This window comes from Streptomyces tanashiensis (assembly GCF_014648895.1).
In the GTDB taxonomy this organism is placed as follows: domain Bacteria; phylum Actinomycetota; class Actinomycetes; order Streptomycetales; family Streptomycetaceae; genus Streptomyces; species Streptomyces tanashiensis.
Genome location: NZ_BMRZ01000024.1, coordinates 34053 through 55165 on the forward strand (window position 1 = coordinate 34053; position 21113 = coordinate 55165).

General features: G+C 73.8%; 21 protein-coding genes and 1 pseudogene. 10 read left to right on the forward strand and 12 right to left on the reverse strand.

Going from position 1 to position 21113, the window contains the following annotated elements:
* Positions 1–39 precede the first annotated feature (39 nt).
* The 3 genes from IE237_RS38000 to IE237_RS41150 all read left to right on the forward strand — a co-directional run bounded on the left by IE237_RS38000 (position 40) and on the right by IE237_RS41150 (position 4181).
* Positions 40–1284 (forward strand): GNAT family N-acetyltransferase, encoded by a 1245-nt coding sequence (locus tag IE237_RS38000; protein ID WP_189806774.1) that lies wholly within the window; start codon positions 40–42, stop codon positions 1282–1284.
* Between the two features lie 17 nt (positions 1285–1301).
* Complete coding sequence (locus IE237_RS38005; RefSeq protein WP_189806775.1) at positions 1302–1952, forward strand: TetR/AcrR family transcriptional regulator; 651 nt, start codon at positions 1302–1304, stop codon at positions 1950–1952.
* 69 nt (positions 1953–2021) lie between these two features.
* Entirely contained in the window at positions 2022–4181 is a 2160-nt protein-coding gene (locus IE237_RS41150; RefSeq protein WP_229843979.1) for a HelD family protein, read from the forward strand.
* Here IE237_RS41150 and IE237_RS38020 read toward each other — a convergent pair.
* The 6 genes from IE237_RS38020 to IE237_RS38045 all read right to left on the reverse strand — a co-directional run bounded on the left by IE237_RS38020 (position 4096) and on the right by IE237_RS38045 (position 8744).
* A complete protein-coding gene (locus IE237_RS38020; RefSeq protein WP_189806776.1) occupies positions 4096–5103 on the reverse strand; it encodes a helix-turn-helix transcriptional regulator in 1008 nt (335 codons plus the stop codon). The two genes, IE237_RS41150 and IE237_RS38020, sit on opposite strands and share 86 nt — an antisense overlap.
* Complete coding sequence (locus IE237_RS38025; RefSeq protein ID WP_229843981.1) at positions 5100–6527, reverse strand: MFS transporter; 1428 nt, start codon at positions 6525–6527, stop codon at positions 5100–5102. Before IE237_RS38025 ends, IE237_RS38020 begins: the two co-directional genes overlap by 4 nt.
* A 90-nt stretch (positions 6528–6617) precedes the next feature.
* Positions 6618–7103 (reverse strand): MarR family winged helix-turn-helix transcriptional regulator, encoded by a 486-nt coding sequence (locus IE237_RS38030; protein WP_189806777.1) that lies wholly within the window; start codon positions 7101–7103, stop codon positions 6618–6620.
* A 66-nt stretch (positions 7104–7169) separates the two neighbouring features.
* Positions 7170–7754 carry a DinB family protein gene (locus IE237_RS38035; RefSeq protein ID WP_189806778.1) on the reverse strand — a complete coding sequence of 195 codons (585 nt, stop codon included), beginning with the start codon at positions 7752–7754 and terminating at the stop codon, positions 7170–7172.
* A gap of 104 nt (positions 7755–7858) precedes the next feature.
* Positions 7859–8275 (reverse strand): VOC family protein, encoded by a 417-nt coding sequence (locus IE237_RS38040; RefSeq protein ID WP_189806779.1) that lies wholly within the window; start codon positions 8273–8275, stop codon positions 7859–7861.
* A 10-nt stretch (positions 8276–8285) separates the two neighbouring features.
* Positions 8286–8744, reverse strand: a complete 459-nt coding sequence (locus IE237_RS38045) for a helix-turn-helix domain-containing protein (protein ID WP_189806780.1) — start codon at positions 8742–8744, stop codon at positions 8286–8288.
* Positions 8745–8824: 80 nt separating this feature from the next.
* Here IE237_RS38045 and IE237_RS38050 point away from each other — a divergent pair, with 80 nt between their 5' ends.
* From IE237_RS38050 to IE237_RS38060, 3 genes are all read left to right on the forward strand, one after another.
* The gene (locus IE237_RS38050) at positions 8825–9220 is read left to right on the forward strand and encodes a helix-turn-helix domain-containing protein (RefSeq protein WP_189806781.1); all 396 of its coding nucleotides are present in this window, start codon (positions 8825–8827) and stop codon (positions 9218–9220) included.
* A gap of 43 nt (positions 9221–9263) precedes the next feature.
* Positions 9264–9836, forward strand: a complete 573-nt coding sequence (locus IE237_RS38055; protein WP_189806782.1) for a hypothetical protein — start codon at positions 9264–9266, stop codon at positions 9834–9836.
* Between the two features lie 90 nt (positions 9837–9926).
* A complete protein-coding gene (locus tag IE237_RS38060) occupies positions 9927–10274 on the forward strand; it encodes a DUF2516 family protein (protein ID WP_189806783.1) in 348 nt (115 codons plus the stop codon).
* Positions 10275–10310: 36 nt separating this feature from the next.
* On the opposite strand, the gene IE237_RS38065 is transcribed toward IE237_RS38060, so the two are convergent.
* The 3 genes from IE237_RS38065 to IE237_RS38075 all read right to left on the reverse strand — a co-directional run bounded on the left by IE237_RS38065 (position 10311) and on the right by IE237_RS38075 (position 14191).
* Positions 10311–11612 (reverse strand): PP2C family protein-serine/threonine phosphatase, encoded by a 1302-nt coding sequence (locus IE237_RS38065; RefSeq protein ID WP_370468344.1) that lies wholly within the window; start codon positions 11610–11612, stop codon positions 10311–10313.
* Between the two features lie 354 nt (positions 11613–11966).
* Positions 11967–13016 carry a C40 family peptidase gene (locus IE237_RS38070; RefSeq protein WP_189806785.1) on the reverse strand — a complete coding sequence of 350 codons (1050 nt, stop codon included), beginning with the start codon at positions 13014–13016 and terminating at the stop codon, positions 11967–11969.
* A gap of 380 nt (positions 13017–13396) precedes the next feature.
* Positions 13397–14191, reverse strand: a complete 795-nt coding sequence (locus IE237_RS38075) for a class I SAM-dependent methyltransferase (RefSeq protein ID WP_189806786.1) — start codon at positions 14189–14191, stop codon at positions 13397–13399.
* A 316-nt stretch (positions 14192–14507) separates the two neighbouring features.
* On the opposite strand from IE237_RS38075, the gene mshA reads away from it, so the two are divergent.
* Positions 14508–15875 (forward strand): D-inositol-3-phosphate glycosyltransferase, encoded by a 1368-nt coding sequence (gene mshA, locus IE237_RS38080; RefSeq protein ID WP_189806787.1) that lies wholly within the window; start codon positions 14508–14510, stop codon positions 15873–15875.
* Complete coding sequence (locus tag IE237_RS38085) at positions 15868–16374, forward strand: type III secretion system chaperone family protein (protein ID WP_189806788.1); 507 nt, start codon at positions 15868–15870, stop codon at positions 16372–16374. Before mshA ends, IE237_RS38085 begins: the two co-directional genes overlap by 8 nt.
* A gap of 139 nt (positions 16375–16513) precedes the next feature.
* Here the strand turns inward: IE237_RS38085 and IE237_RS38090 are convergent, their stop codons facing one another.
* Positions 16514–17476 carry an AraC family transcriptional regulator gene (locus IE237_RS38090; protein WP_189806789.1) on the reverse strand — a complete coding sequence of 321 codons (963 nt, stop codon included), beginning with the start codon at positions 17474–17476 and terminating at the stop codon, positions 16514–16516.
* Positions 17477–17571: 95 nt separating this feature from the next.
* Between IE237_RS38090 and IE237_RS38095 the strand changes: the two genes are divergently transcribed.
* Positions 17572–18492 carry an MBL fold metallo-hydrolase gene (locus IE237_RS38095; protein ID WP_189806790.1) on the forward strand — a complete coding sequence of 307 codons (921 nt, stop codon included), beginning with the start codon at positions 17572–17574 and terminating at the stop codon, positions 18490–18492.
* A 1-nt stretch (position 18493) separates the two neighbouring features.
* On the opposite strand, the gene IE237_RS38100 is transcribed toward IE237_RS38095, so the two are convergent.
* The gene (locus IE237_RS38100) at positions 18494–19831 is read right to left on the reverse strand and encodes an MDR family MFS transporter (RefSeq protein ID WP_229843988.1); all 1338 of its coding nucleotides are present in this window, start codon (positions 19829–19831) and stop codon (positions 18494–18496) included.
* 125 nt (positions 19832–19956) lie between these two features.
* On the opposite strand from IE237_RS38100, the gene IE237_RS38105 reads away from it, so the two are divergent.
* Complete coding sequence (locus IE237_RS38105) at positions 19957–20718, forward strand: phosphoglyceromutase (RefSeq protein ID WP_189806791.1); 762 nt, start codon at positions 19957–19959, stop codon at positions 20716–20718.
* 78 nt (positions 20719–20796) lie between these two features.
* On the opposite strand, the pseudogene IE237_RS38110 reads toward IE237_RS38105, so the two are convergent.
* A pseudogene (locus tag IE237_RS38110) lies at positions 20797–21060 on the reverse strand (tyrosine-type recombinase/integrase); the annotation flags it as partial.
* Positions 21061–21113: the final 53 nt, after the last annotated feature.

A 21113-nucleotide genomic window follows, 5' to 3' on the forward strand; every position in this document is an offset into this window, starting at 1 on the left:
CGCGTGCGGCGGTGGCCGGGGCGTGCGTAGGGTCGGGGGATGAGTGTCGACGTACGCGCGGTGACGGAGTCCGAGTTCCACGACTGGCAGCGGGCGCTGCGCACCGGGTTCCTCAGGACGCCGGTCGTCTCCGACGCGGAGGTCGCCGACCGGCTCGCCCACGCGGACCTCGCGCGGACGCTCGGCGCCTTCGACCGGGACCGGATCGTCGCCACCTTCCGGTCGTTCCGGCAGGAGGTCAGCACGGTCGGCGGCGGCAGTCTCGCCGCCGACGCGATCACCCAGGTCACGGTCTCGCCGACGCACCGCAGGCGCGGGCTGCTCAGCCGGATGATGTCGGCCGACCTCGCGGCCGCGAAGGAGCGGGGCGACGCGATCGCGACGCTGATCGCCGCCGAGTACCCGATCTACGGACGGTTCGGCTTCGGCGCGGCCAGCTGGGCCGCCGAGTGGAGCGTGGACGTGCGCCGGGCCGGTCTCGACCCGCGGCGCTCGGGCCGCCCGGAGGACGGTGGCCGGATCGATCTGACGGACGGCGACGAGATCCGCAAGACGGGCCCCGAGGTGCACCGGCGGCTCGCCGGCCTTCGCGCGGGGGTCACCCACCGCGACACGCGCAACTGGGAGCAGGGCACCGGGCTCGGCCACCAGAGCGATCCGTGGCGGGAGCCGTTCTACGCGGTGTACCGGTCGGCGTCCGGCGAGGTCGAGGGCTATGTCGCGTACACCGCCGACGACAAGTGGGACGACGCGAAGCAGCCGGTGAACACGGCGACCGTACGGGACCTCATCGCCGTCACCCCGGCCGCCGAGCGCGCCCTCTGGCACTACCTCTGCTCCATCGACTGGATCGCCACGGTCCGCTCCGGCTACCGGGCGCCCGACGACCTGCTGCCGCTGCTCCTGCCCGACCCGCGCGCGGCCAGGATGCTGACGTACGTGGACATGCTGTGGGTCCGGGTCCTGGACGTGGTCCGGGTACTGGAGAGCCGGACGTATCCGGTGGAGGGGAGTCTCGTCCTGGAGGTGCGGGACGCCGACGGCCTGGCCGGCGGGCGTTTCCGGCTCGACGCCTCCCCGGCGGGCGCGTCCTGTGTCCGTACCTCCGCGTCGCCGGATCTCGCCTTCGACGTCGCCGAGGCGGGGACGCTCGCGTTCGGTGACGAGTCGGCGGTGCGGCTCTCCCGGCTGGGCCGGGTCGAGGAGCTGACGCCCGGCGCGGCGGCCCGTGCCGACCTGCTGTTCCGCACCCCGCTGCGGCCGTTCTCGCCGGACATCTTCTGAGTCCTTCCGTCACTAGGATGGACGTCTTTCGAAGGAGTTGTTCCGTGGAGAGCGAGCACCCGACCGGACTGCGCGAGCTGAAGAAGGCGCGCACCCGGCAGGCCCTGTCGGACGCCGCCATCGCGCTCTTCCTGGAGAAGGGCTTCGACGGGGTGTCCGTCGCGGAGGTGGCCGCCGCCGCCGAGGTCTCGAAGCCGACGCTCTTCCGGTACTTCGCCGCCAAGGAGGACCTGGTCCTCCATCGCTTCGCCGACCACCAGGGCGAGTCCGCGCGCGTGGTGGAGGCCGGGCGGGCCTCCGGCACGCCGCCGCTGGACGCGCTGTACGCGCACCTCCTCGACGGGCTCGAACGGCGCGATCCGGTCACCGGGCTCTGCGACGCGCCGGCGGTCCTCGCCTTCCACCGGCTGCTGTACGGGACGCCGGCCCTGCTCGCCCGTGTCCACGGGTTCCAGCGGGACTCCGAGGCCGCTCTCGCGGAGGCGCTCGGCGGTGATCCGCTGCGGGCGCGGCTGGCGGCCGGGCAGATCGTGTCCGTGCTCCGGATCCTCGCGGACGACAACGTGGCGCGGCTCGCGGCCGGCGATCCGGTCGCGGAGGTGGCGGCGGACGCGGTGGTGGCGGCGGCGGAGGCGTTCCGGTCGCTGCGCGAGGGGCTGCCGTACTGAGGATCCCGGACCTCGTCGCAACTCAAGTAAAAAATGTAACCCAGTAACGTTTCCGCTAGGCTTGTCGGAATGACGTCACTGGACCTTGAGCTCGCCCGCGAACGCTCCCACCACGACGCCTGCCGCGCCGCCCTGGCCCGTATGACCGAGGACGTGGCCGAGCAGGTCGTCACCGGCGAGGACGTCGCCGCCTCCGGCGCCGACGCCGAAGCACTCGGCTACCACCTGCGCAGCCGCGCCAAGGAGATGGGCGAACAGCCGCCCGGGCCGCTGTTCTTCGGACGCCTCGACCGCGAGGACGGCCAGATCCACCACATCGGCCGCCGCCGCGTCGCCGAGCACCCGGCCGCCCCGCCGCTCGTCGTCGACTGGCGCGCGCCCGTCTCCCGCGCCTACTACCAGGCCGGCGCGCACGACCCGCAGGGCGTCCTCCGGCGCCGCCGCTTCGGCTGGGCCCCCCACAGCCGGGGAGCGACCGAGGACCTGACCGCCCTGGAGGACGAGCGCCTCACGGACGGCCCGACGGGGACGGTGAGCGCCCTCGTCACCGGGGAGATCGAACGCCCCCGGGTCGGCCCCATGCGGGACATCGCCGCCACCATCCAGCCCGAACAGGACGACCTCGTACGCTCCGAGCCGGCCGCCTCCCTGTGCGTGCAGGGCGCGCCCGGCACCGGCAAGACCGCGGTGGGCCTGCACCGGGCCGCGTACCTGCTCTACACGCATCCGCAGCGGATCCGCCGCTCCGGCCTCCTCGTCCTCGGCCCCCACCGGGCCTTCCTCTCGTACATCGCCGAAGTGCTGCCCTCGCTCGGCGAGACCGGGATCCGGCAGGCCACCCTCGACGAGGAGATCGCCCGTCACCCGGTCCGGGCCGAGGACGGCGAGGCGGCGGCCCGGATCAAGCACGACGCCCGGATGGCGGGGGTGCTGCACCGCGCGCTGTACGGCAGGGTCGACCCCGCCCCGGCGGAGGACCTGGCCGTCCCCGACGGCTCGTACCACTGGCGCCTCCCGGCGGCGGAGCTCGCCGCGATCGTCTCGGCGGTACGGGACGAGGCGCCGCCCTACGCGACCGGCCGCGAGCGGGTCCGCGCCCGGGTCGTCCGGGCCCTCCAGCTCCGGGCCGAACGCCGGTCGGGGCCGATGGGCGCGGCCTGGGCGCGGCGGATCGAGCGGGCGCGGGCGGTGACGGCGTTCCTCGACGCGTGCTGGCCGAGGACGACCCCGGAGGAGGTCCTCGCGGACGTCCTGACGAACCCGGCCGCCTTCGGGGCCGCGGGCTCGGGGGCTTCCGATTCCGGGACTTCCGATTCCGGGACTTCCGGCTCGGGGGCGTTCGCGTCCGGGGCCTCCGCGTCCGGGGCCTCCGGCTTCGGGCCCTCCGCCTCCCGGACCTCCGGCTCCGTCCCGGCCGGCCCGGTCGGTCCCGCGGATTCCCCGTTCACCGCGGCCGAGCTCGCGGCGATCCGCTGGGCGCGGCCGCCGCGCTCGTACCGTTCGGCTCGCTGGACCGCCGCCGACCTCGTCCTCCTCGACGAGCTCGCCGGCCTCGTCGAGCGCCCCGAGAGCTACGGGCACGTCGTCGTCGACGAGGCCCAGGACCTCTCCCCGATGCAGTGCCGGGCCATCGCCCGCCGCACCGCGTTCGGTTCGCTCACCGTCCTCGGGGACCTCGCCCAGGGCACCACCCCGTGGGCCGCCCGCGACTGGGAAGAGCAGCTGGCCCACCTGGGCAAGCCCGGGACGCCCGTCGTGCCGCTGACCCTCGGCTACCGGGTCCCGGCGGCGATCGTCGACCTCGCCAACCGGCTCCTGCCGCGGCTCGGTGCCGACGTCCCCGCCGGGCGGTCGGTGCGCCGGGACGGCGAGGTGACGGTCCATCCGACGAAGGACCTGGCCGACGGGGTCCGCGCGGCCGTGCGGACCGCGCTCGCGGCGGAGGGCTCGGTGGGGGTCATCACCGCCGACGGGCTCGTCGGTGCCGTGGCGGAGGCGGTCCGCGACTGCGGGGCCGGTGAACGCGTGACCGTCCTGCCCGCGACCGTGGTCAAGGGCCTGGAGTTCGACCACGTCGTGGTCGTCGAACCCGCCGCGATCATGGCGGCCGAGGCGCGCGGTGCCAACCGGCTCTACGTGGTGCTCACCCGGGCCGTGTCGCGCCTCTCGCTGGTGCACGAGGGGGAGCTGCCGGAGTTCCTGGACCCGGCCCCCCGTACAGGGCGGTGAGTTCGGCGCCGATCCGGGCGAGGGCGGTACGCGCCTCGGGCGGGTCGAGGAGCTCCACGCGGGCGCCGAGGCCGGCCAGCTGGGCGGCGATCACCTCGGGGGAGGGGCCGTCGGCCTCGATGGGCGTCCAGCCGTCCGGGCCGCGCTCCCCGTACCGGATCCGGCCGCCGAGCAGGCCCTCCAGGACGGTCTCGGTGCCGGGGGCGGCCCGGCCCCGGACCGTCGCGGCGACCATCCGGTCCTCCATGCGGGCGGCGAGCGCGCGCCAGGCCGTGGCGAGGTCGAAGCCCTCGGGGCGCCCGGCGGGGGCGCCGGTCTCGGTGACCGAGGTGACGCGGCCGACGCGGAAGGTGCGCAGTCCGTCCGCCGTGTCCGCGAGGAGGTAGCGGACGCCGGACTTCGCGGCGATCCCGAGCGGCTGGACGGTCCGCTCGCGGGGCTCGCGCCCCGGGCGGGCGTATCCGATGCGCAGCTCGCGTTCCTCGACCACGGCCCGCTGGAGCGCGGCCAGGTGGGCCGCCTCCTCGGTCTCCGCTCCCGTCCAGTCGGTGCCGTCGGCGATCCCGGCGCGGGCGGCGGCCTCGGCGCCCGCGCGGAGGGGCGCGGGGAGGGCCCGTACGAGCTTGCGGAGGGCGGTCCGGGTGTGGGGGCCGGCCCCCGTGTCCGGCCCCGTCAGGAGGAACAGTTCGCGGATCTCGGGGGCCGTCAGGCCGGTCAGGTCGGTGCGGGCACCGCCGACGAGCGACCAGCCGCCGCCCTGCCCGGCCTGGGAGTACACCGGTATCCCGGCGCTCGCGAGCGCTTCGAGATCGCGTCGGGCCGTGCGCTCGGACACGCCCAGTTCGAGGGCGAGTTCGGCGGCGGTGACCCGCCGCCGGGTCTGGAGGAAGAGCAGGGCGGCGACGAGTCGGTCGGCTCTCATGCCGCCATTGTCATCTGCCGGGTCTTCGTGGCCGCGGCCGGGCGCAGGACGGTGAGGGCGACGGCCAGGGCGACGAGGAGGAGACCGGCGCCGACGCCGAAGGCGAGGTGGTAGCCGCCCGTCAGCGCCTCGGGGGTGGGCCTTCCGGCCGCCGTGAGGGTCTCGGTGCGGGCGGCGGCCAGGGTGGAGAGGACCGCGACGCCGAGGGCCATGCCGATCTGCTGGGTGGTGTTGAAGAGCCCGGAGGCCAGGCCCGCGTCCGCCTCCTCCGCGCCGGACATGGCGAGCGCCGTGAGCGCGGGGAGCGCGAGGCCGAAGCCGGCGGCGAGCAGCATCACCGGGAGCAGGTCGGTGGCGTACGAGGCGTGGACGGGGACGCGGGTCAGCAGGCCGAGGACGCCGGTGAGCAGGACGAGGCCGGTGAGCAGGACGTTCCGCTCGCCGAAGCGGGCGATGAGGGGTGCCGAGACGCCGAGCGAGACGGCGCCGATGACGAGCGCGGCGGGCAGCATCGCGAAGCCGGTCTCGGCCGCCGAGTACCCGAGGACCTTCTGCAGGTAGAGGGCGACGAGGACCTGGAAGGAGAAGAGCGCGGCGACCATGAGCATCTGGACGGCGTTCGCGCCGGCGACACTGCGGGAGCGGAGGATCCGCAGCGGCATGAGGGGGTGCGCGGCCTTCGCCTGGCGGAGCAGGAAGCCGGCCAGGAGGGCGATGGCGAGGGCCCCGAAGCCGAGGGTGTGCGCCGAACCTGCCCCGTACTCCTCGATCTTGACGACGGCGTAGATCCCGGACATGAGGCCGGCGGTCACGAGCAGGGCGCCGGTGACGTCGGCTCCGGCCCGCAGGTCCGGGCTCCGGTCGGCGGGGAGGGCGCGGAGGGCGACGAGGAGGGTGGCCACGCCGATGGGCAGGTTGATGAAGAAGATCCAGTTCCAGGCGAGGGCGTCGGTGAGGACACCGCCGAGGACCTGGCCGAGGGAGGCTCCGGCGGCGCCGGTGAAGCTGAACACGGCGATGGCGCGGGCGCGTTCGCGCGGTTCGGTGAAGAGGGTGATCAGGATGCCGAGCCCGACGGCGGAGGCCATCGCGCTGCCGACGCCCTGGAGGAAGCGGGCGGCGATGAGGACGGCGGGGGAGGCGGCGACGCCGGCGAGGAGGGAGGCGGCGGTGAAGATCCCGGTGCCCGCGAGGAACATCCGCCGGCGGCCGACGAGGTCGCCGAGCCGGCCGGAGAGGAGGAGGAGCGAGCCGAAGGCGATCAGGTAGGCGTTGACGACCCAGCTGAGGCCGGCGGGGGTGAAGCCGAGGTCGCCCTGGATGGCGGGCATCGCGACGGTGACGATGCTGCCGTCGAGGACCGTCATCAGCATGCCGGTGGCGAGGACGCCGAGGGCGAGGCGGGGGCTGGTGGGCGCGGGCATGGAAATCACTCCTGTTCGTCGGAGGCGACAGGAGAGACGCTAGCAGAAGGTTTTGTTGCAGACTATTTTTTACGGAACGACTTTCGGGTCCTATCCGCGCTGACGGGCCCGGCGGGCGGGCGTCGGGCTCTCGACGGGGGCCTCCAGATGGCCGGTGGCCAGCCGGTTCAGGGCGCGCAGCAGGACCTCCCGCTCGTCGTCGGGGAGGGAGGCGAGGGCGCTCTCGTGCACGCCGTCGACGATCTCCTGGCTCCGGTGGGCGACCTCGGCCCCCGCCTCGGTCACCGCGATGATCCGCGCCCGGCGGTCGGTGGCGGACGGCCTGCGCTCGGCCAGGCCGGCCTTCTCCAGGGCGTCGACGGTCACCACCATCGTGGTCTTGTCCATGTCCCCGATCTCGGCGAGCTGCGCCTGCGTCCGCTCCTCCTCCAGGGCGTGCACCAGGACGCAGTGCATGCGCGCGGTGAGCCCGATCTCCCCGAGCGCGGCGGCCATACGCGTCCGCAGGGCGTGACTGGTGTGGTCGAGGAGGTAGGAGAGGTCGGGCTCGGTGCGGGTGGGGGCCATGGATGTCATGCCTGCCAGCGTAGCGAGGATCGATCCGTCGCGGATCGTCACGAAGCGGACGACCGCGTGCCTCGGCTACAGGCCGCGCGTGCCGTCGATGCGCTCCCGGAGGAGGTCCGCGTGGCCGTTGTGGCGGGCGTACTCCTCGATCATGTGGATGAGCACCCAGCGCAGCGACACCGTCCCGCGCCAGGCGTCGTCGCCCGAGACGTCGAGGTGCGGCGCCTCGGCGGCGAAGCGGTCGGAGAAGTCCACCGCCGCCCGCCAGGCCTCCCAGGCCGCCGTGACGGCCGCCGGGTCGGCCACGGCCTCGTCGAAGTCCCCGTCCGGGGAGTCCGGGGAGGAGAAGAGGGGGCCCGCGTCCTCCTGCCCGGCGAGCACCCGGCGGAACCAGTGGCGCTCCATGTCGGCGAGGTGCCGGACCAGGCCGAGCAGGGACAGCGTGGACGGTGCGGCGGAGCGCACGGCCAGTTCCCCTTCCAGGCCCGCGCACTTCAGGACCAGGGTCGTCCGCTGGTCCGCCAGGAACTCGGCGAGCATCCGCCGCTCGTCCCCGGTGGCGGGGCGGGTGAAGCGGGCCGGCCCCGGAGCCGCCCCCTCGTCGAGGACGTCCGCGCGCCGCCGGGGCGCCGCCGTGTCGTCCCGTTCGTCAACTGTCATGGTGTCCCTCCCTGTTGAGCCTCGGACACATGCTGGCACGGCGGTGCCCCCTGCCCGTGGACGGGGAGGGGGCACGCCCGGACCGGAGGGGTGGAAGGCGGGGGTCAGGCCTTCGGCTGGGCGAAGCGGATCATGTTGCCGGCGGGGTCGCGGAAGGCGCAGTCGCGGACGCCGTAGTGCTGGTCCACCGGCTCCTGGAGCACCTCGCCGCCGGCCGCCCGGACCCGTTCGAAGGTGGCGTCGACGTCCCCGGTGGAGAAGATCACGCCGCGGAGGAGGCCCTTGGCGAGGAGGTCCTTGACCGCCTGGCGGTCGGTCTCCGAGGCGCCGGGGTCGGGGAGCGGGGTCTCCAGCACGACGGCGACCTCGGGCTGCGCGGGCGAGCCGAGGGTCACCCAGCGCATCCCCTCGTAGCCGACGTCGTTGCGGACCTCCAGGCCGAGGGCGTCGCGGTAGAAGCCGAGCGCCGCGTCGGCGTCGTCGACGGTGATGAAGCACTGCGAGAGCTTGATGTCGTCCATGCCGTCGACGCTACGGCGAGGCGCTCGTTCCCGCTTCTCCGATCCTGACCGGTTCGGCGGGGCCGCCGTTCCTCACCGGCCGGGTGAGCACCTTGGCGACGCACGCCGGCATCGCGGCGCCCTCCTCGTGGCCGCGGGCCCGGTAGGCGCTCGGCGTCTCGCCGACCAGTTCGGTGAAGCGCGAGCTGAACGACCCGAGCGACGTACAGCCCACCTCGAAGCAGACCTCGGTCACGCTCAGGTCCCCCCGCCGCAGCAGCGCCTTCGCGCGCTCGACGCGGCGGGTCATCAGATAGCTGTACGGCGTCTCGCCGAAGGCGGTGCGGAAGCTGCGGGCGAAGTGCCCCGTCGACATCAGGGCGACCCGGGCCAGGGCCGGGACGTCCAGGGGCGAGGCGTAGTCGCGGTCCATCGTGTCCCGCGCGCGGCGCAGTCGTTTCAGGTCCTCCAGATCCACGCCCCCCAGCATGGCACGGCCGGCGCCGCTCCGGGGGCGACTTTTGCAAGCGGGTGCTTGCAAAAGTTAGCAGCGGCTGGCATGGTCGGGGCATGGCATCGCTCAACGTCGGCAATCTCGGCGAGTACCTCCGCGAGCAGCGGCGGACCGCGCAGCTCTCCCTGCGGCAGCTCGCCGACGCCGCCGGGGTGTCGAACCCGTACCTCAGCCAGATCGAGCGCGGGCTGCGCAAGCCCAGCGCCGAGGTCCTCCAGCAGGTCGCGAAGGCGCTGCGGATCTCCGCCGAGACGCTCTACGTACGGGCCGGGATCCTCGACGAGACGGAGCGGGAGGAGCTGGAGACGCGCGCCGTCATCCTGGCCGATCCCTCGATCAACGAGCGGCAGAAGCAGGTGCTGCTCCAGATCTACGACTCCTTCCGCAAGGAGAACGCCGCCGACGCCGCCGCGGCAGCCGCCGACGCGGATGCCACACCGCCTTCGAGCTAGTACGTCTCCGAGTCAGTACGTCACATCCGGGAGGAACACCAGCATGGCCATCATCGACGAACTGCGTACCCCTCTCTACTTCGCCGCCGGCACCGCCGACCTCGCCGTCCAGCAGGCCAAGAAGGTTCCCGGCCTGATCGAGCAGCTCGCCGCCGAGGCGCCCGCGCGCATCGACGCCGTACGGAAGACCGACCCGAAGGCCGTGCAGGAGAAGGTGACCGCGCAGGCCAAGGAGGCCCAGGCCACCGTGCAGTCGAAGTTCGCCGAGGTCGTCGGCGGCCTCGACACCGACCTCAAGAAGCTCGGCGAGACCGCCCAGGACCTGGCCCTGCGCGGGGTCGGCGTCGCCGCCGAGTACGCGGTCAAGGCGCGCGAGAAGTACGAGGAGGTCGCCGCCCACGGCGAGGAGGCCGTCAAGGCCTGGCGCGGCGAGGTCGCCGAGGAGATCACCGAGATCGCCGTCGTCGTCGAGCCGGAGCCGGAGACCGCGTCGGACGAGGCCCCGGCGGCCGAGGCCGGAAGCGCCGACCCCGAGGCCAGGAAGGCTCCCGCGCGGAAGACCACCGCCCGCAAGGCCCCCGCCAGGAAGGCGGCCGTCGCCGCCGAGAAGGAGTAGGGCCGGGCACCAATTCGGGTACCCGGTGCGTTGTACCGGGTACCTTGACCGCGAGGCGCTCTCTCTTCATCCCCATAGGCGGTGCTCAGCATGTTGCGCGCGGGATTCGACTCCCTTCTCTCCCTGGTGATCTTCCTGGTCTTCACCGGCTTCGCCGTCGCCGCGCTCGTCTTCGCCGCCATGGCGCGCGAGGACGCGTACCGCGCAGCCGACAAGCAGACGAAGAAGTTCTGGCTGATCATCCTGGGCATCAACCTCGCCCTGAACCTGCTGCTGCCGATGCTGTTCCTGCAGATCGCCGGGCTGGTCGCCGCCATCGTCTTCATGGTGGACGTGCGCCCCGCGCTCGCGCAGGTCTCCGGCGGAGGCCGGGGCGGCCGCCGGGGCGGCGGCTCCAGCAGCGACGGACCGTACGGTCCCTACAACGGCGGCCGGTAGCGGCCGTCCGAGCGGTGCGACGACAGGACCCGGGACCTACCCCCGGGTCCTGTCCCTTTCCAGGGCCAGGACGGCGACGTCGTCCGTGAGCTCGCCGCCGTTCAGCGACCGGACCTCCGTCACGGCCGCCTCCAGGAGGTCCTCGCCCCGCAGGCCCGAGGACAACTGGCGGTTGATCATCCCGACCATCCCGTCCTGGCCGAGCCGGGGCGAGCCGGGGCCCGCCGAGCGGCCCTCGATGAGCCCGTCCGTGTACATGAGCAGGCTCCAGGCCCCGCCCAGCTCGACCTGGCGGCGCGGCCAGCGGGCGCGCGGCAGCAGTCCGAGGGCCGGGCCGCCGTCCTCGTACGGAAGAAGGCGTGCCGCCCGTCCCTGCCGGGCGATCAGCGGCGAGGGGTGCCCGGCCAGGCAGAGGCCGGCACGGCGCCCGTCCGGCGCGATGTCGACGGTGCAGAGCGTCGCGAAGATCTCGTCGCTCTCCCGCTCGTGCTCCAGGACCTGCTGCATCGTCGAGAGCAGCTCGTCCCCGCAGAGGCCCGCGAAGGTCAGCGCCCGCCAGGCGATCCGCAGCTCGACGCCGAGCGCGGCCTCGTCGGGGCCGTGCCCGCAGACGTCGCCGATCATGGCGTGGACGGTGCCGTCGGGCGTGCGCACGACGTCGTAGAAGTCGCCGCCGAGCAGCGCGCGGGACCGGCCGGGCCGGTAGTGGGCGGCGAACCGCAGGTCGGAGCCCTCCAGGAGCGGCGTGGGCAGGAGGCCGCGCTCCAGACGGGCGTTCTCCTGGGCGCGCAGCCGGGACTCGGCGAGCTTCACCTGGACGGCGTCGGCCCGCTTGCGTTCGACGGCGTACCGGATGGCCCGGCTGAGCAGCCGCCCGTCGAGCTCCTCGCGGAAGAGGTGGTCCTGGGCCCCGACGCGTACCGCCTCGGCCGCCAGCTCGGCGTCGGCGGAGGCCGCGAGCGCGAGGACGGCGTGGCGGGGGGCGAGGCGCAGGATGTGCCGCAGCGGGGCGAGCGGGTCGTCACCGGCGGCCGCCCGGGGGCCGGGCAGGGAGAGGTCGACGAGGACGCAGTGGACGTCGTCGGTGAGGAGCCGCTCGGCCTCGGTGAGGTTCCGGGCGGTACGGATGCGGACCCGGGTGCCGGAGGCGTCCGCCGCGTCGAGCAGTTCGGGTACGGCGAGGGCACCCGCCGGGTCGTCCTCGACGACCAGGAGAGTGAGATCGGTGCGGTCGGTGCCTGTGACTGTGCCTGTCATGGGAGTGGCGTCCATTGGGGTGGCGTCGCCGGGTCCCGCAGCGGCAGAGACGTTTCTCTGGCGCGGTACGGATACGGGCATCGGTCCGGGTTTCCTTCCCTCCCCCCGAGGGTGCGCAGGGCGCCGGGTGGCGTCCCGCCCGTCCCGGACCATAGCGGTAGGGGGGTGCGCAGCGGAATGGTGATCAGCCTGTGAGAGCGCGCGCCGGGCTTGGCATATGCCGCGGAAGGGGAGGTACTTGCCCCCGAGCGGTCCGCTCGGGGGCGCCGGGCCCATGAGAAACGTCACGCGGCGGGGGTGGCGCCGGTCACGCGCTTCTCGCCGGCGAAGGTGGCTCGTGTCACGAAGGGCGGGCCACGCGGGGCGCGTCACGAAGGGCGGGCCCCACGCGGGGTCACGTCATGAGGCGCGGACCGGGGGACCGCGCCGCTCGCGTCACGAAGGGCGGACCACGCCCAGGATCTCCATCGAGCCCGCGCCCGCGAGGGTCACGTTCCGCCCCGGACGCGGGGCGTGCACGATCGCCCCGTTCCCGACGTACATCCCGATGTGGCTCGCGTCCTTGAAGTAGACGATCAGGTCGCCGGGCCGCATGTCCTTGATGTCCACGTGCGGCAGCAGCCGCCACTGCTCCTGCGAGGTGCGCGGGATCCCCCGGCCGGCCGCGCCCCAGGCGCGCTGGGTCAGCCCGGAGCAGTCGTACGAGCCCGGTCCCTCCGCCCCCCAGACGTACGGCTTGCCGATCTGGGCCGTCGCGAACTCGACCGCCTTCTTGCCCTCCGCGGTCGCGTCCTTCGACAGGCCGTCGAGGACGCCCGTGCCGAGCCAGGTCGTCTGGGCCCGGAGCTGGGCCTGCTCCTCCAGGCGGCGCAGCCGCTCGCGCTCCTCGGCGGCGAGCTCGGACTCCAGCTTCTTGGCGGCGGCGATCCGGTCGTTGATCTCCTTCTTCGCCTTGGCCTGCTTGACGCGGTTGGCCTCCAGCTTGGTCCAGTTGGTGCCGGCGTCCTTGGCGTACGTGTCCAACTCGGCCTGGGAGCGGTTCATCTCGCCCAGCAGGTCGGTGGTGGCCTTGGCCCCGGCCTTGAGCCGTCCGGCGGCGTCGAGGAAGAGCTGCGGGTCGTTCGTGAGGACGAGCTGCGCGCCGTCCGGGAGCCCGCCGTTGCGGTACTGGGCGCGGGCGGCGGCGCCGGCCCTGGCCTTGAGGTCCTCGATCTTCTCGCGGCCTTCGACGATCATCCGGGCGAGCCGGACGATCTCGGCGGACTGCTCCTTGGTCTTCTCCTCGGCGAGGTTGTACGCGTCGGTGGCGACGGCGGCCTTGCGGTACAGGTCGTCGATCTCCTTGCGCACCTCCTCCAGGCTCTTCTTCGGCGGAGGGGGCGGGAGCGGTGCGGCGGCGGCCTGGAGGGTCAGTGCGGGAGAGGCCAGCACGGTCAGGGCGCAGATCACGGTGATCGCGGCGGTGGCGTGGCGGCGTCGGTTCACGAGCTCCCCCTCGAGTGACCCAAAATCTGATTTACCGTCAGTAACTTGATGGTGACCTGGCGATAGTGCCATGCGAAACCTGAAAGCAACAGGGGAAACCGGGGCCTGTCGGCCGCTTCCCCCCACGGGGGACGATTGATGTGCGTGTGGCGTTCCCCGCGTACGGGAAATTCAGCGGGAGTTGGCGAAAAAGAAGGACGGACGCCCCGTCACCCGAAGGGAAGCCGCACCGGACGCCCCGTCACCCGCCCGCCGCCACGGTCGTGGGCGCTGCTGCCCACCGCCGCGCCCCTGCCGCCCACGCGGCCCTGCCGTTCAGGCGGCCCTGCCGCCCACGCGCCCGTGCCGCCCACGCGGCCCCGTCGTCCCCCGGCGAGCCGTCAGGTCCTCGGTGCCAGCGCCTCCCACCGCACCGTCACCTCGCCCTGGCGCCACCGGCGCGGGCCGTCCGCCAGCGGCCAGTCCGCCGCCAGGTCGCGGACGGAGCGGATCCACCGCTGCCGCGCGCCCAGCGAGGCGTACGGGGCGGCCGCCGCCCACGCCCGGTCGAAGTCCCGCAGGAAGGCGTGCACCGGCTCGCCCGGAACGTTCCGGTGGATCAGGGCCTTCGGGAGCCGTTCCGCGAGATCCGAGGGGCGGTCGAGCGAGCCGAGCCGGGTCGCGAAGGTCACCGTGCGCGGCCCGGCCGCGTCCAGCGCCACCCACACGTGCCGGCGCCCGATCTCGTCGCAGGTCCCCTCCACGAGCAGGCCGCCGGGCGCGAGCCGCCCGCAGAGCCGCGTCCAGACGGCCGCGACCTGGTCCTCGTCGTACTGGCGCAGCACGTTCGCCGCCCGGATCAGGGCGACCCGGCCGGGCACCGGCACCTCGAAGCCGCCGTGCAGGAAGGAGAGGCCCTCCTCCTCGTACGGCTTCGCGGCCTCGACGCGGGCCGGTTCGATCTCGATGCCGTAGAGCCGGGTGCGGGGCTCGGCGGTCCGCAGCCGGGCCAGGAGCTCCACGGCGGTCCAGGGGGCGGCCCCGTATCCGAGGTCCACGGCGAGCGGGGGCTCGGGGGAGCGGCGCAGGGCGGGGCCGTGGACGGCGGCGATCCAGCGGTCCATGCGGCGCAGCCGGTTCGGGTTGGTGGTCCCGCGGGTCGGTGTGCCGACGGGGCGGGTGGTGCGCGGGGCCATGCCATGAGCGTAAGGGGTACGGGGGAGGGCCCACGGCGGCCGGCCCCGGGGCCCCGGGCGCCGGGCGCCTCGGGTGCCGGGGCCGGCTCCGGAGGGCCTCCGGGCGCCCTCCCGGGGCCTTCCGGCCGCCCCCTCCCGGCAACGAATTGGCAAAACGCGCCCACCTGCGGAAATGAAAGGGGTCATTCCGGTGTTGTCGCCGCTGGAGGACGCACCGCGCCCTCCACCTGCCATGCCCGACACAGCTCAGCCCGAAGGCTCCGGCCCGAGGCCACCGAGAGGCCCCAGAGGCCCCCCGAGCGGAAGGACCGCCGACGTGAGCCAGTACGTGTCCCGGTTCGCCGGAACCCGGCACCGGCATCCGGCCCCGGCCAGGCTCCGGCTCCCCGGCCGGCACCGCACCCCGCGGCGCGTGGCCATGCTCAGCGTCCACACCTCGCCGCTGCACCAGCCCGGCACGGGCGACGCGGGCGGCATGAACGTCTACATCGTGGAGCTGGCCAAGCGCCTCGCGGCCATCGACATCGAGGTGGAGATCTTCACCCGGGCCACCACCGGCGGCCTCCCCCCGGTGGTCGAGCTGACCCCGGGCGTGCTCGTCCGGCACGTGGACGCCGGCCCGTACGAGGGTCTGGCCAAGGAGGAGCTGCCGGCGCAGCTCTGCGCCTTCACGCACGGCGTGATGCAGGCGTGGGCGGGCCACCGCCCCGGCCACTACGACCTGGTCCACTCGCACTACTGGCTCTCCGGCCATGTCGGCTGGCTCGCCGCCGAACGCTGGGGCGTCCCGCTCGTGCACGCCATGCACACCATGGCGAAGGTCAAGAACGCGGCGCTCGCCGAGGGCGACACGCCCGAGCCCGCGGCCCGGGTGATCGGCGAGACGCAGATCGTCGCCGCCGCCGACCGGCTGATCGCCAACACGGCCGAGGAGGCCGACGAGCTCGCCCGCTTCTACGAGGCGGACCCCGGCAAGATCGCGGTCGTGCACCCGGGCGTCAACCTCGACCACTTCCGCCCCGCCGACGGCCGCGCCGCGGCCCGCGCCCGGCTGGGGCTCCCGCAGGACGCGTTCATCCCCGTCTTCGCCGGCCGGATACAGCCGCTGAAGGCCCCGGACATCCTGCTCCGTGCCGCGGCCCGGCTCCTGGACGAGGACCCCTCGCTCCGCAGCCGCATGGTCGTCCCGGTGGTCGGCGGCCCGAGCGGCAGCGGCCTGGCCAAGCCGGAGCAGCTGCAGAAGCTGGCCGCCCGGCTCGGCATCGCGGACATCGTGCGCTTCCACCCGCCGGTGGGGCAGGACCGGCTGGCCGACTGGTTCCGCGCGGCGAGCGTGCTCGTCATGCCCTCGTACAGCGAGTCCTTCGGCCTGGTCGCGATCGAGGCTCAGGCGGCCGGGACCCCGGTCGTCGCGGCGGCGGTCGGCGGTCTGCCCGTGGCCGTGCGGGACGACGTGACCGGTTTCCTCGTCCAGGGGCACGACCCGGCGGACTACGCCCGCGCGCTCGGTCGCTTCGTGGCGGACCCGTCGCTCTCGGCCCGGATGGGCGACGCGGCGGCGCTGCACGCCGGTTCCTTCGGCTGGGACACGGCGGCCTCGGGCACGGCCGACGTGTACACGGCCGCCATGCACGACCACCGGCTGCGGGAGAACCGCCGTCGCGTACGCTCGCACCATGGCTGAGGACGTTCGGCGGATCATCGAGGACACGTTCAACGACGCGGAGCTGGATTGGGAGTCCCCGGAGCCCGGCTCGTACGTCGTGAAGCTCCCGGGCACGCGCAAGCTGTTCACCACGCTGTCGCTCCGGGCGGGTCGCCACTCCCTCTCCCTCAACGCCTTCGTCATCCGCCACCCGGACGAGAACGAGGCGGGTGTCCACCGCTGGCTCCTGGAGCGCAACCTCAGGCTGTACGGGGTGGGTTACGCCGTCGACGGCCTGGGCGACGTCTACCTCGCCGGCAAGCTGCCGCTCTCCGCCGTCACGCCCGAGGAGCTGGACCGGCTGCTCGGCTCGGTCCTGGAGGCGGCGGACGGCGACTTCAACACGCTCCTGGAGCTGGGCTTCGCGTCGGCGATCCGGCGGGAGTACGAGTGGCGGGTCTCGCGGGGCGAGTCGACGCGGAACCTCGACGCGTTCAAGAACCTGACCCAGAAGCCGACCCAGAAGTCGGCTCCGTAGCCGATTCGGAAGTCGGCTCAGCGGCCGACCCGACCAGACCGACGTCCCCGACTTCACCGGCGGGTTCCACGCGCGCGTGGAGGCGTACGGCAGCCCGGACACGGTCCGCCCCGGAACCTGTACGAGGCACAGCGGGCGCTCAGCCAGGAGTGACGGTGGCGTCCCGGTAGCGCCCCGGCGTCGTGCCGAACTCCCTGCGGAAGGCGTGGGAGAGAGCGTATGGGGAGGCGTAGCCGACGTGGCGGGCGACCGTGGCCAGGGGGGCTTCGGTGCTGCGGAGCAGGGCGGCGGCGCGGGTCAGCCGCCACCAGGTGAGGTACGCCATCGGCGGGCGGCCCACCAGGGTGGTGAAGCGGCGGGCCAGGGTGGGGCGGGAGACGCCCGCCTCGGCCGCGAGCCGGTCGATGGTCCAGGGCGCGGCCGGGTCGGAGTGCAGCGCGCGCAGCGCGGCGGCCGTCGCCGGGTCGCCCAGGGCCGCCGGCCACGTCCCGGTCGTGCTCTCGGCCGTCCAGGATCGGATCATGTAGACGAACAGCAGGTCGAGCAGGCTGGGGAGCGCGAGGGAGGCGCCGGGGCGCCGTTCGTCGAGCTCGCCCTCCAGGAGGCCGATGGCGGCCCGGAGCTCGGGATGGGCGCCGTCGCGGGCCGGCAGGTGGACGAGTGGCGGGAGCTCGGCGAGCAGGGGGTGCGTGTGGCGGCGGTCGAGACGGTACTTGCCGCACAGCATCTCGACTTCGCGCGCGGTCCCGGCCTCGCGCGCGGTCTCGGCGTCACGCGCGCGTGGGGCCGGTCGGGGTGGGCGCGGGAGGCTTCCGTCGGCCCAGCGGGCGAAGGGCACCGCCCTCGCCACCGTCTCCGCGTCGGCGGGTGCGTCGGCGATGACGTGCCCGGTGCCGTGCGGGAGCAGCACCGCGTCGCCCGCGCCGAGCGCGACCGGTTCGCCGCCGTCGGGCAGCAGCCAGCAGTCGCCCCTGAGGACGATGTGGAAGCCGGCCCCTTCGTACGGGGCGAGCCGTGCGCACCAGCGTCCGCCGACCCGAACCCGGTCGGAGGACGGCCGCCCGACGCGTACGGCCGAGATCGCGTCGCTCACCACGTCCATGGCCGGGAGCGTACCGCCGCCGTGAGCCGCTCGCGTATTCGACAGAGCAGATCAGGCATTGAGAGGCTCGACTCCCCCTCCCTACTGTCGATCGCATGACGAACGAGAGCGCGCGGAGCATCGTCCTGGGGGACGTCGAGATCATCCGGGTCGTCGAGTTGCAGGGGCCGTTCGGGCCCGCCCGCACCATCGTCCCGGACGCCGGGGCCGAGGTGTGGAAGGACAACGAGGAGTGGCTGGCGCCGGACCACTGGGCGCCGGAGAGCGACAGCGCGGTGATGGCGCTGCAGACCTGGGTGCTGCGCAGCGGCGGGCGGACCGTCCTGGTCGACACCGGGGTGGGCGACGGGCGGGAGCGGCCCCACTCGCCGCAGTTCCACCGCCGGCGGGACGGTCTCCTCGGCCGGCTGGAGCGGGCCGGCGTACGGCCCGAGGACGTCGACGTCGTCGTGAACACGCATCTGCACGCCGACCACGTCGGCTGGAACACGCGCTCCTCGGAAGGGGCGGGGGAGTGGGTGCCGACCTTCCCGAACGCCCGGTACCTCCTCCCGGCCGCCGACGACTTCCACTTCGGCCCGCAGAACGCGTACGGCGGCGGCCTCCGGGAGGAGGACCGGCTGATCTACGAGGACAGCGTGGCGCCCGTGCACCGCGCGGGGCTCGTCACCCTCTGGGACGGCTCCCACCGCATCGACGAGAACCTCGTCCTGGAGTCCGCGCCCGGCCACACGCCCGGCTCCGCCGTGCTGCGGCTCGCCTCCGGGAGCGACCGGGCGGTCTTCGTCGGCGACCTCCTCCACAGCCCCGTGCAGATCCTCGACCCGGCGCGCGCGAGCTGCTTCTGCCTGGACGCGGCCGGGGCGGCGGCCAGCCGCCGCCGGATCCTGGAACGGGCCGCGGACGCGCGGGAACTGGTCGTCCCCGCGCACTTCGGTGGGGCGGGCGCCGCCGAGGTGCGCAGGGAGGGGACGGGGTTCGCGGTGGCCGCGTGGGCGGCCTACGGGAGGGGGTGAGTCACGCGCCGACGGGGGAGGACTCGGCGTCCTTGGCCTCGGCGGCGACGGGAGCGGAAGCGGTCCCGACGGGAGCGGCCTGAGCGGCGGTGGCGACGGGAGTGGCGGCTGCGGTCTCGGCGGGCTCGTCCGCCAGGGCCTTCCGCAGGCGGGTGTAGTACCCGGCGGCGGCGACCACGCCGATCGCGGCCGTCGCCGCCCACAGGACGTCGGGGCCGGGGCCGCCGACGATCGCGCCGGCTCCGATCGGGGCGACGAAACCGGCGACGGCCCAGGACATGCCCATCACGCCCTGGTAGCGGCCCCGGGCGTGCTCGGGGGCGAGGCGGGCGGTGGCGGCGGCGTTCGTCGGGACGTGGATCATCTCGCCGACCGTCCAGACGACCACGGTCGCGGCGAAGGCGACGGGGGAGCCGGCGAGGGCGGTGGCGCCGGTGCCGACGGCGAAGAGGAGGGCGGAGAGGGTCAGCAGGAGGACCGGGGAGCGCTTGTCGGTCAGCTTGTTGACGAGCAGCTGGAAGCCGACGATCACGATGCCGTTGATGGCGATGACGACGCCGTACGAGGAGGGCGAGAGGCCCTGGTTCGCCATGGTGAGCGGCAGGCCGATCCACGGGGCGGTGAAGACGAGGCAGACCAGGAGGTTGAGGAGGACGAGCGTCCGGAAGGGCGCGTCGCGCAGCACGGTGAGCATGCTGACCTTCTCCTCGACGACCGGCTCGCCCGCCGTGTCGGTGCGGCTCTCGGGACGGGTCTCGGGGAGCCGGAGGAAGACGATGACGGCGCAGAGGGTGGTGGCGACGGCGTCGACGACGAAGAGGGTGCGGTAGCCGAGGAAGGCCGCGGCGCCGCCGCCGATGGAGGCGATGGCGAAGCCGAGGTTGAGGGCCCAGTAGTTGAGGGCGTACGCCCGGCGCACGTCGTGGGCGGGGACCATGTCGGCGATGGTCGCGTTGATGGAGGGGCGGACGGCCTGCATGGCGACGCCCATGAGGAGGACGGCCGTGGCGATCGCCCAGGCGCTGGTGACGACGGCGAGGGCGGCGGCGCAGGCGGCGGCCGCGAGGTGCATCGTGACCATGGTGGGGCGCCGGCCCCAGCGGTCGGTGAGCAGACCGCCGAGCGGGGATCCCGCCACACCGCCGAGGCCGTGGAGGGCGACGACGAGTCCGGCGAACCAGGCGGAGTGCCCGAGCTCCACGGTCAGGTAGAGCGAGAGGAAGGTGAGGACGAAAGCCCCGGTCCGGTTGACCAGGGTCGACAGCCAGAGCCACCAGAAGCCCTGCGGGAGGCCGGAGACCGTCTCGCGGGCTGATCGTCTGAGCGAATCGATGGACATGTGTGGCGGCCCCCTGCTGTACGTAAGCCCTGCTTCCGGCTCCCGTAACTTACGCATCTCATACGTCGGACGCCAGCGAATTGACGACGCGCGTCAATCGTCAGCGGTCTATTAGGCTCGTACGCATGGCCGACGCACCGTACAAGCTGATCCTCCTCCGCCACGGCGAGAGCGAGTGGAACGAGAAGAACCTGTTCACCGGATGGGTGGACGTGAACCTGACCGCCAAGGGCGAGAAGGAGGCGACGCGCGGCGGCGAGCTGATCAAGGACGCCGGCCTGCTGCCCGACGTTCTGCACACCTCCCTCCAGAAGCGCGCCATCCGCACGGCGCAGCTCGCCCTCGAGTCCGCCGACCGCCACTGGATCCCGGTGAACCGCTCGTGGCGCCTCAACGAGCGCCACTACGGTGCCCTCCAGGGCAAGGACAAGGCCCAGACGCTCGCCGAGTTCGGCGAGGAGCAGTTCATGCTGTGGCGCCGCTCGTACGACACCCCGCCGCCGGCGCTGTCCGACGACAGCGAGTACTCGCAGGCCCACGACGCCCGCTACCAGACGATCCCGCCGGAGCTGCGCCCGCAGACCGAGTGCCTCAAGGACGTCGTCGAGCGGATGCTCCCGTACTGGTACGACAACATCGTCCCGGACCTGCTCGCCGGCCGCACGGTCCTGGTCGCCGCCCACGGCAACAGCCTCCGCGCCCTGGTGAAGCACTTGGACGGCATCTCGGACGCCGACATCGCGGGCCTGAACATCCCCACGGGCATCCCGCTCTCCTACGAGCTGGACGAGAACTTCAAGCCCCTGAACCCGGGCGGCACGTACCTCGACCCGGAGGCCGCGGCGGCGGCCATCGAGGCCGTGAAGAACCAGGGCAAGAAGAAGTAAGAAAACCGATCATGCCCCTGACCTGCGCACACGGCGCAGATCGGGGGCATTTTCGCGCTCTGGGCCCACCCTGGGCCCTCAGTGCGGAGAGCGGTCCGGCCTCAGGGCCCTGCCGAGAGCCTGCCGCGCGCGGTCCCGGCTGCTCGGCATCAGGTGGGCGTACACCTTCAGCGTGAGCCCCGGGTCCGAGTGCCCCAGGTACTCGCTGACGGCCTTGATGCTCTCTCCGGCGTCCAGCAGCACCGAGACGTAGAAGTGCCTCAGGGCGTGCATGCCGTGCTCCCGCGCGGCGGTGTACTCCCGGCCCTTCGCCGTGGGGATGACGCCAACCTTGGCCAGTGCATGCGGCAGTTCGATCGGCTGCTGCGGGTCCCCCGAAGCGGAGTGGGAACGGT

Coding starts and splice junctions, on each gene's coding strand:
- IE237_RS38090 (WP_189806789.1), bottom strand. CDS start 17,476: ATGGACGTGGTGAGCGACGCGATCTCGGCCGTACGCGTCGGGCGGCCG.
- IE237_RS38100 (WP_229843988.1), bottom strand. CDS start 19,831: ATGTCCATCGATTCGCTCAGACGATCAGCCCGCGAGACGGTCTCCGGC.
- IE237_RS38030 (WP_189806777.1), bottom strand. CDS start 7,103: ATGACATCCATGGCCCCCACCCGCACCGAGCCCGACCTCTCCTACCTC.
- IE237_RS38050 (WP_189806781.1), top strand. CDS start 8,825: ATGGCATCGCTCAACGTCGGCAATCTCGGCGAGTACCTCCGCGAGCAG.
- IE237_RS38075 (WP_189806786.1), bottom strand. CDS start 14,191: ATGGCCCCGCGCACCACCCGCCCCGTCGGCACACCGACCCGCGGGACC.
- IE237_RS38105 (WP_189806791.1), top strand. CDS start 19,957: ATGGCCGACGCACCGTACAAGCTGATCCTCCTCCGCCACGGCGAGAGC.
- IE237_RS38065 (WP_370468344.1), bottom strand. CDS start 11,612: ATGCCCGTATCCGTACCGCGCCAGAGAAACGTCTCTGCCGCTGCGGGA.
- IE237_RS38000 (WP_189806774.1), top strand. CDS start 40: ATGAGTGTCGACGTACGCGCGGTGACGGAGTCCGAGTTCCACGACTGG.
- IE237_RS41150 (WP_229843979.1), top strand. CDS start 2,022: ATGACGTCACTGGACCTTGAGCTCGCCCGCGAACGCTCCCACCACGAC.
- IE237_RS38040 (WP_189806779.1), bottom strand. CDS start 8,275: ATGGACGACATCAAGCTCTCGCAGTGCTTCATCACCGTCGACGACGCC.
- IE237_RS38020 (WP_189806776.1), bottom strand. CDS start 5,103: ATGAGAGCCGACCGACTCGTCGCCGCCCTGCTCTTCCTCCAGACCCGG.
- IE237_RS38035 (WP_189806778.1), bottom strand. CDS start 7,754: ATGACAGTTGACGAACGGGACGACACGGCGGCGCCCCGGCGGCGCGCG.
- IE237_RS38095 (WP_189806790.1), top strand. CDS start 17,572: ATGACGAACGAGAGCGCGCGGAGCATCGTCCTGGGGGACGTCGAGATC.
- IE237_RS38060 (WP_189806783.1), top strand. CDS start 9,927: ATGTTGCGCGCGGGATTCGACTCCCTTCTCTCCCTGGTGATCTTCCTG.
- IE237_RS38025 (WP_229843981.1), bottom strand. CDS start 6,527: ATGCCCGCGCCCACCAGCCCCCGCCTCGCCCTCGGCGTCCTCGCCACC.
- IE237_RS38005 (WP_189806775.1), top strand. CDS start 1,302: ATGGACGTCTTTCGAAGGAGTTGTTCCGTGGAGAGCGAGCACCCGACC.
- IE237_RS38055 (WP_189806782.1), top strand. CDS start 9,264: ATGGCCATCATCGACGAACTGCGTACCCCTCTCTACTTCGCCGCCGGC.
- IE237_RS38085 (WP_189806788.1), top strand. CDS start 15,868: ATGGCTGAGGACGTTCGGCGGATCATCGAGGACACGTTCAACGACGCG.
- IE237_RS38045 (WP_189806780.1), bottom strand. CDS start 8,744: ATGCTGGGGGGCGTGGATCTGGAGGACCTGAAACGACTGCGCCGCGCG.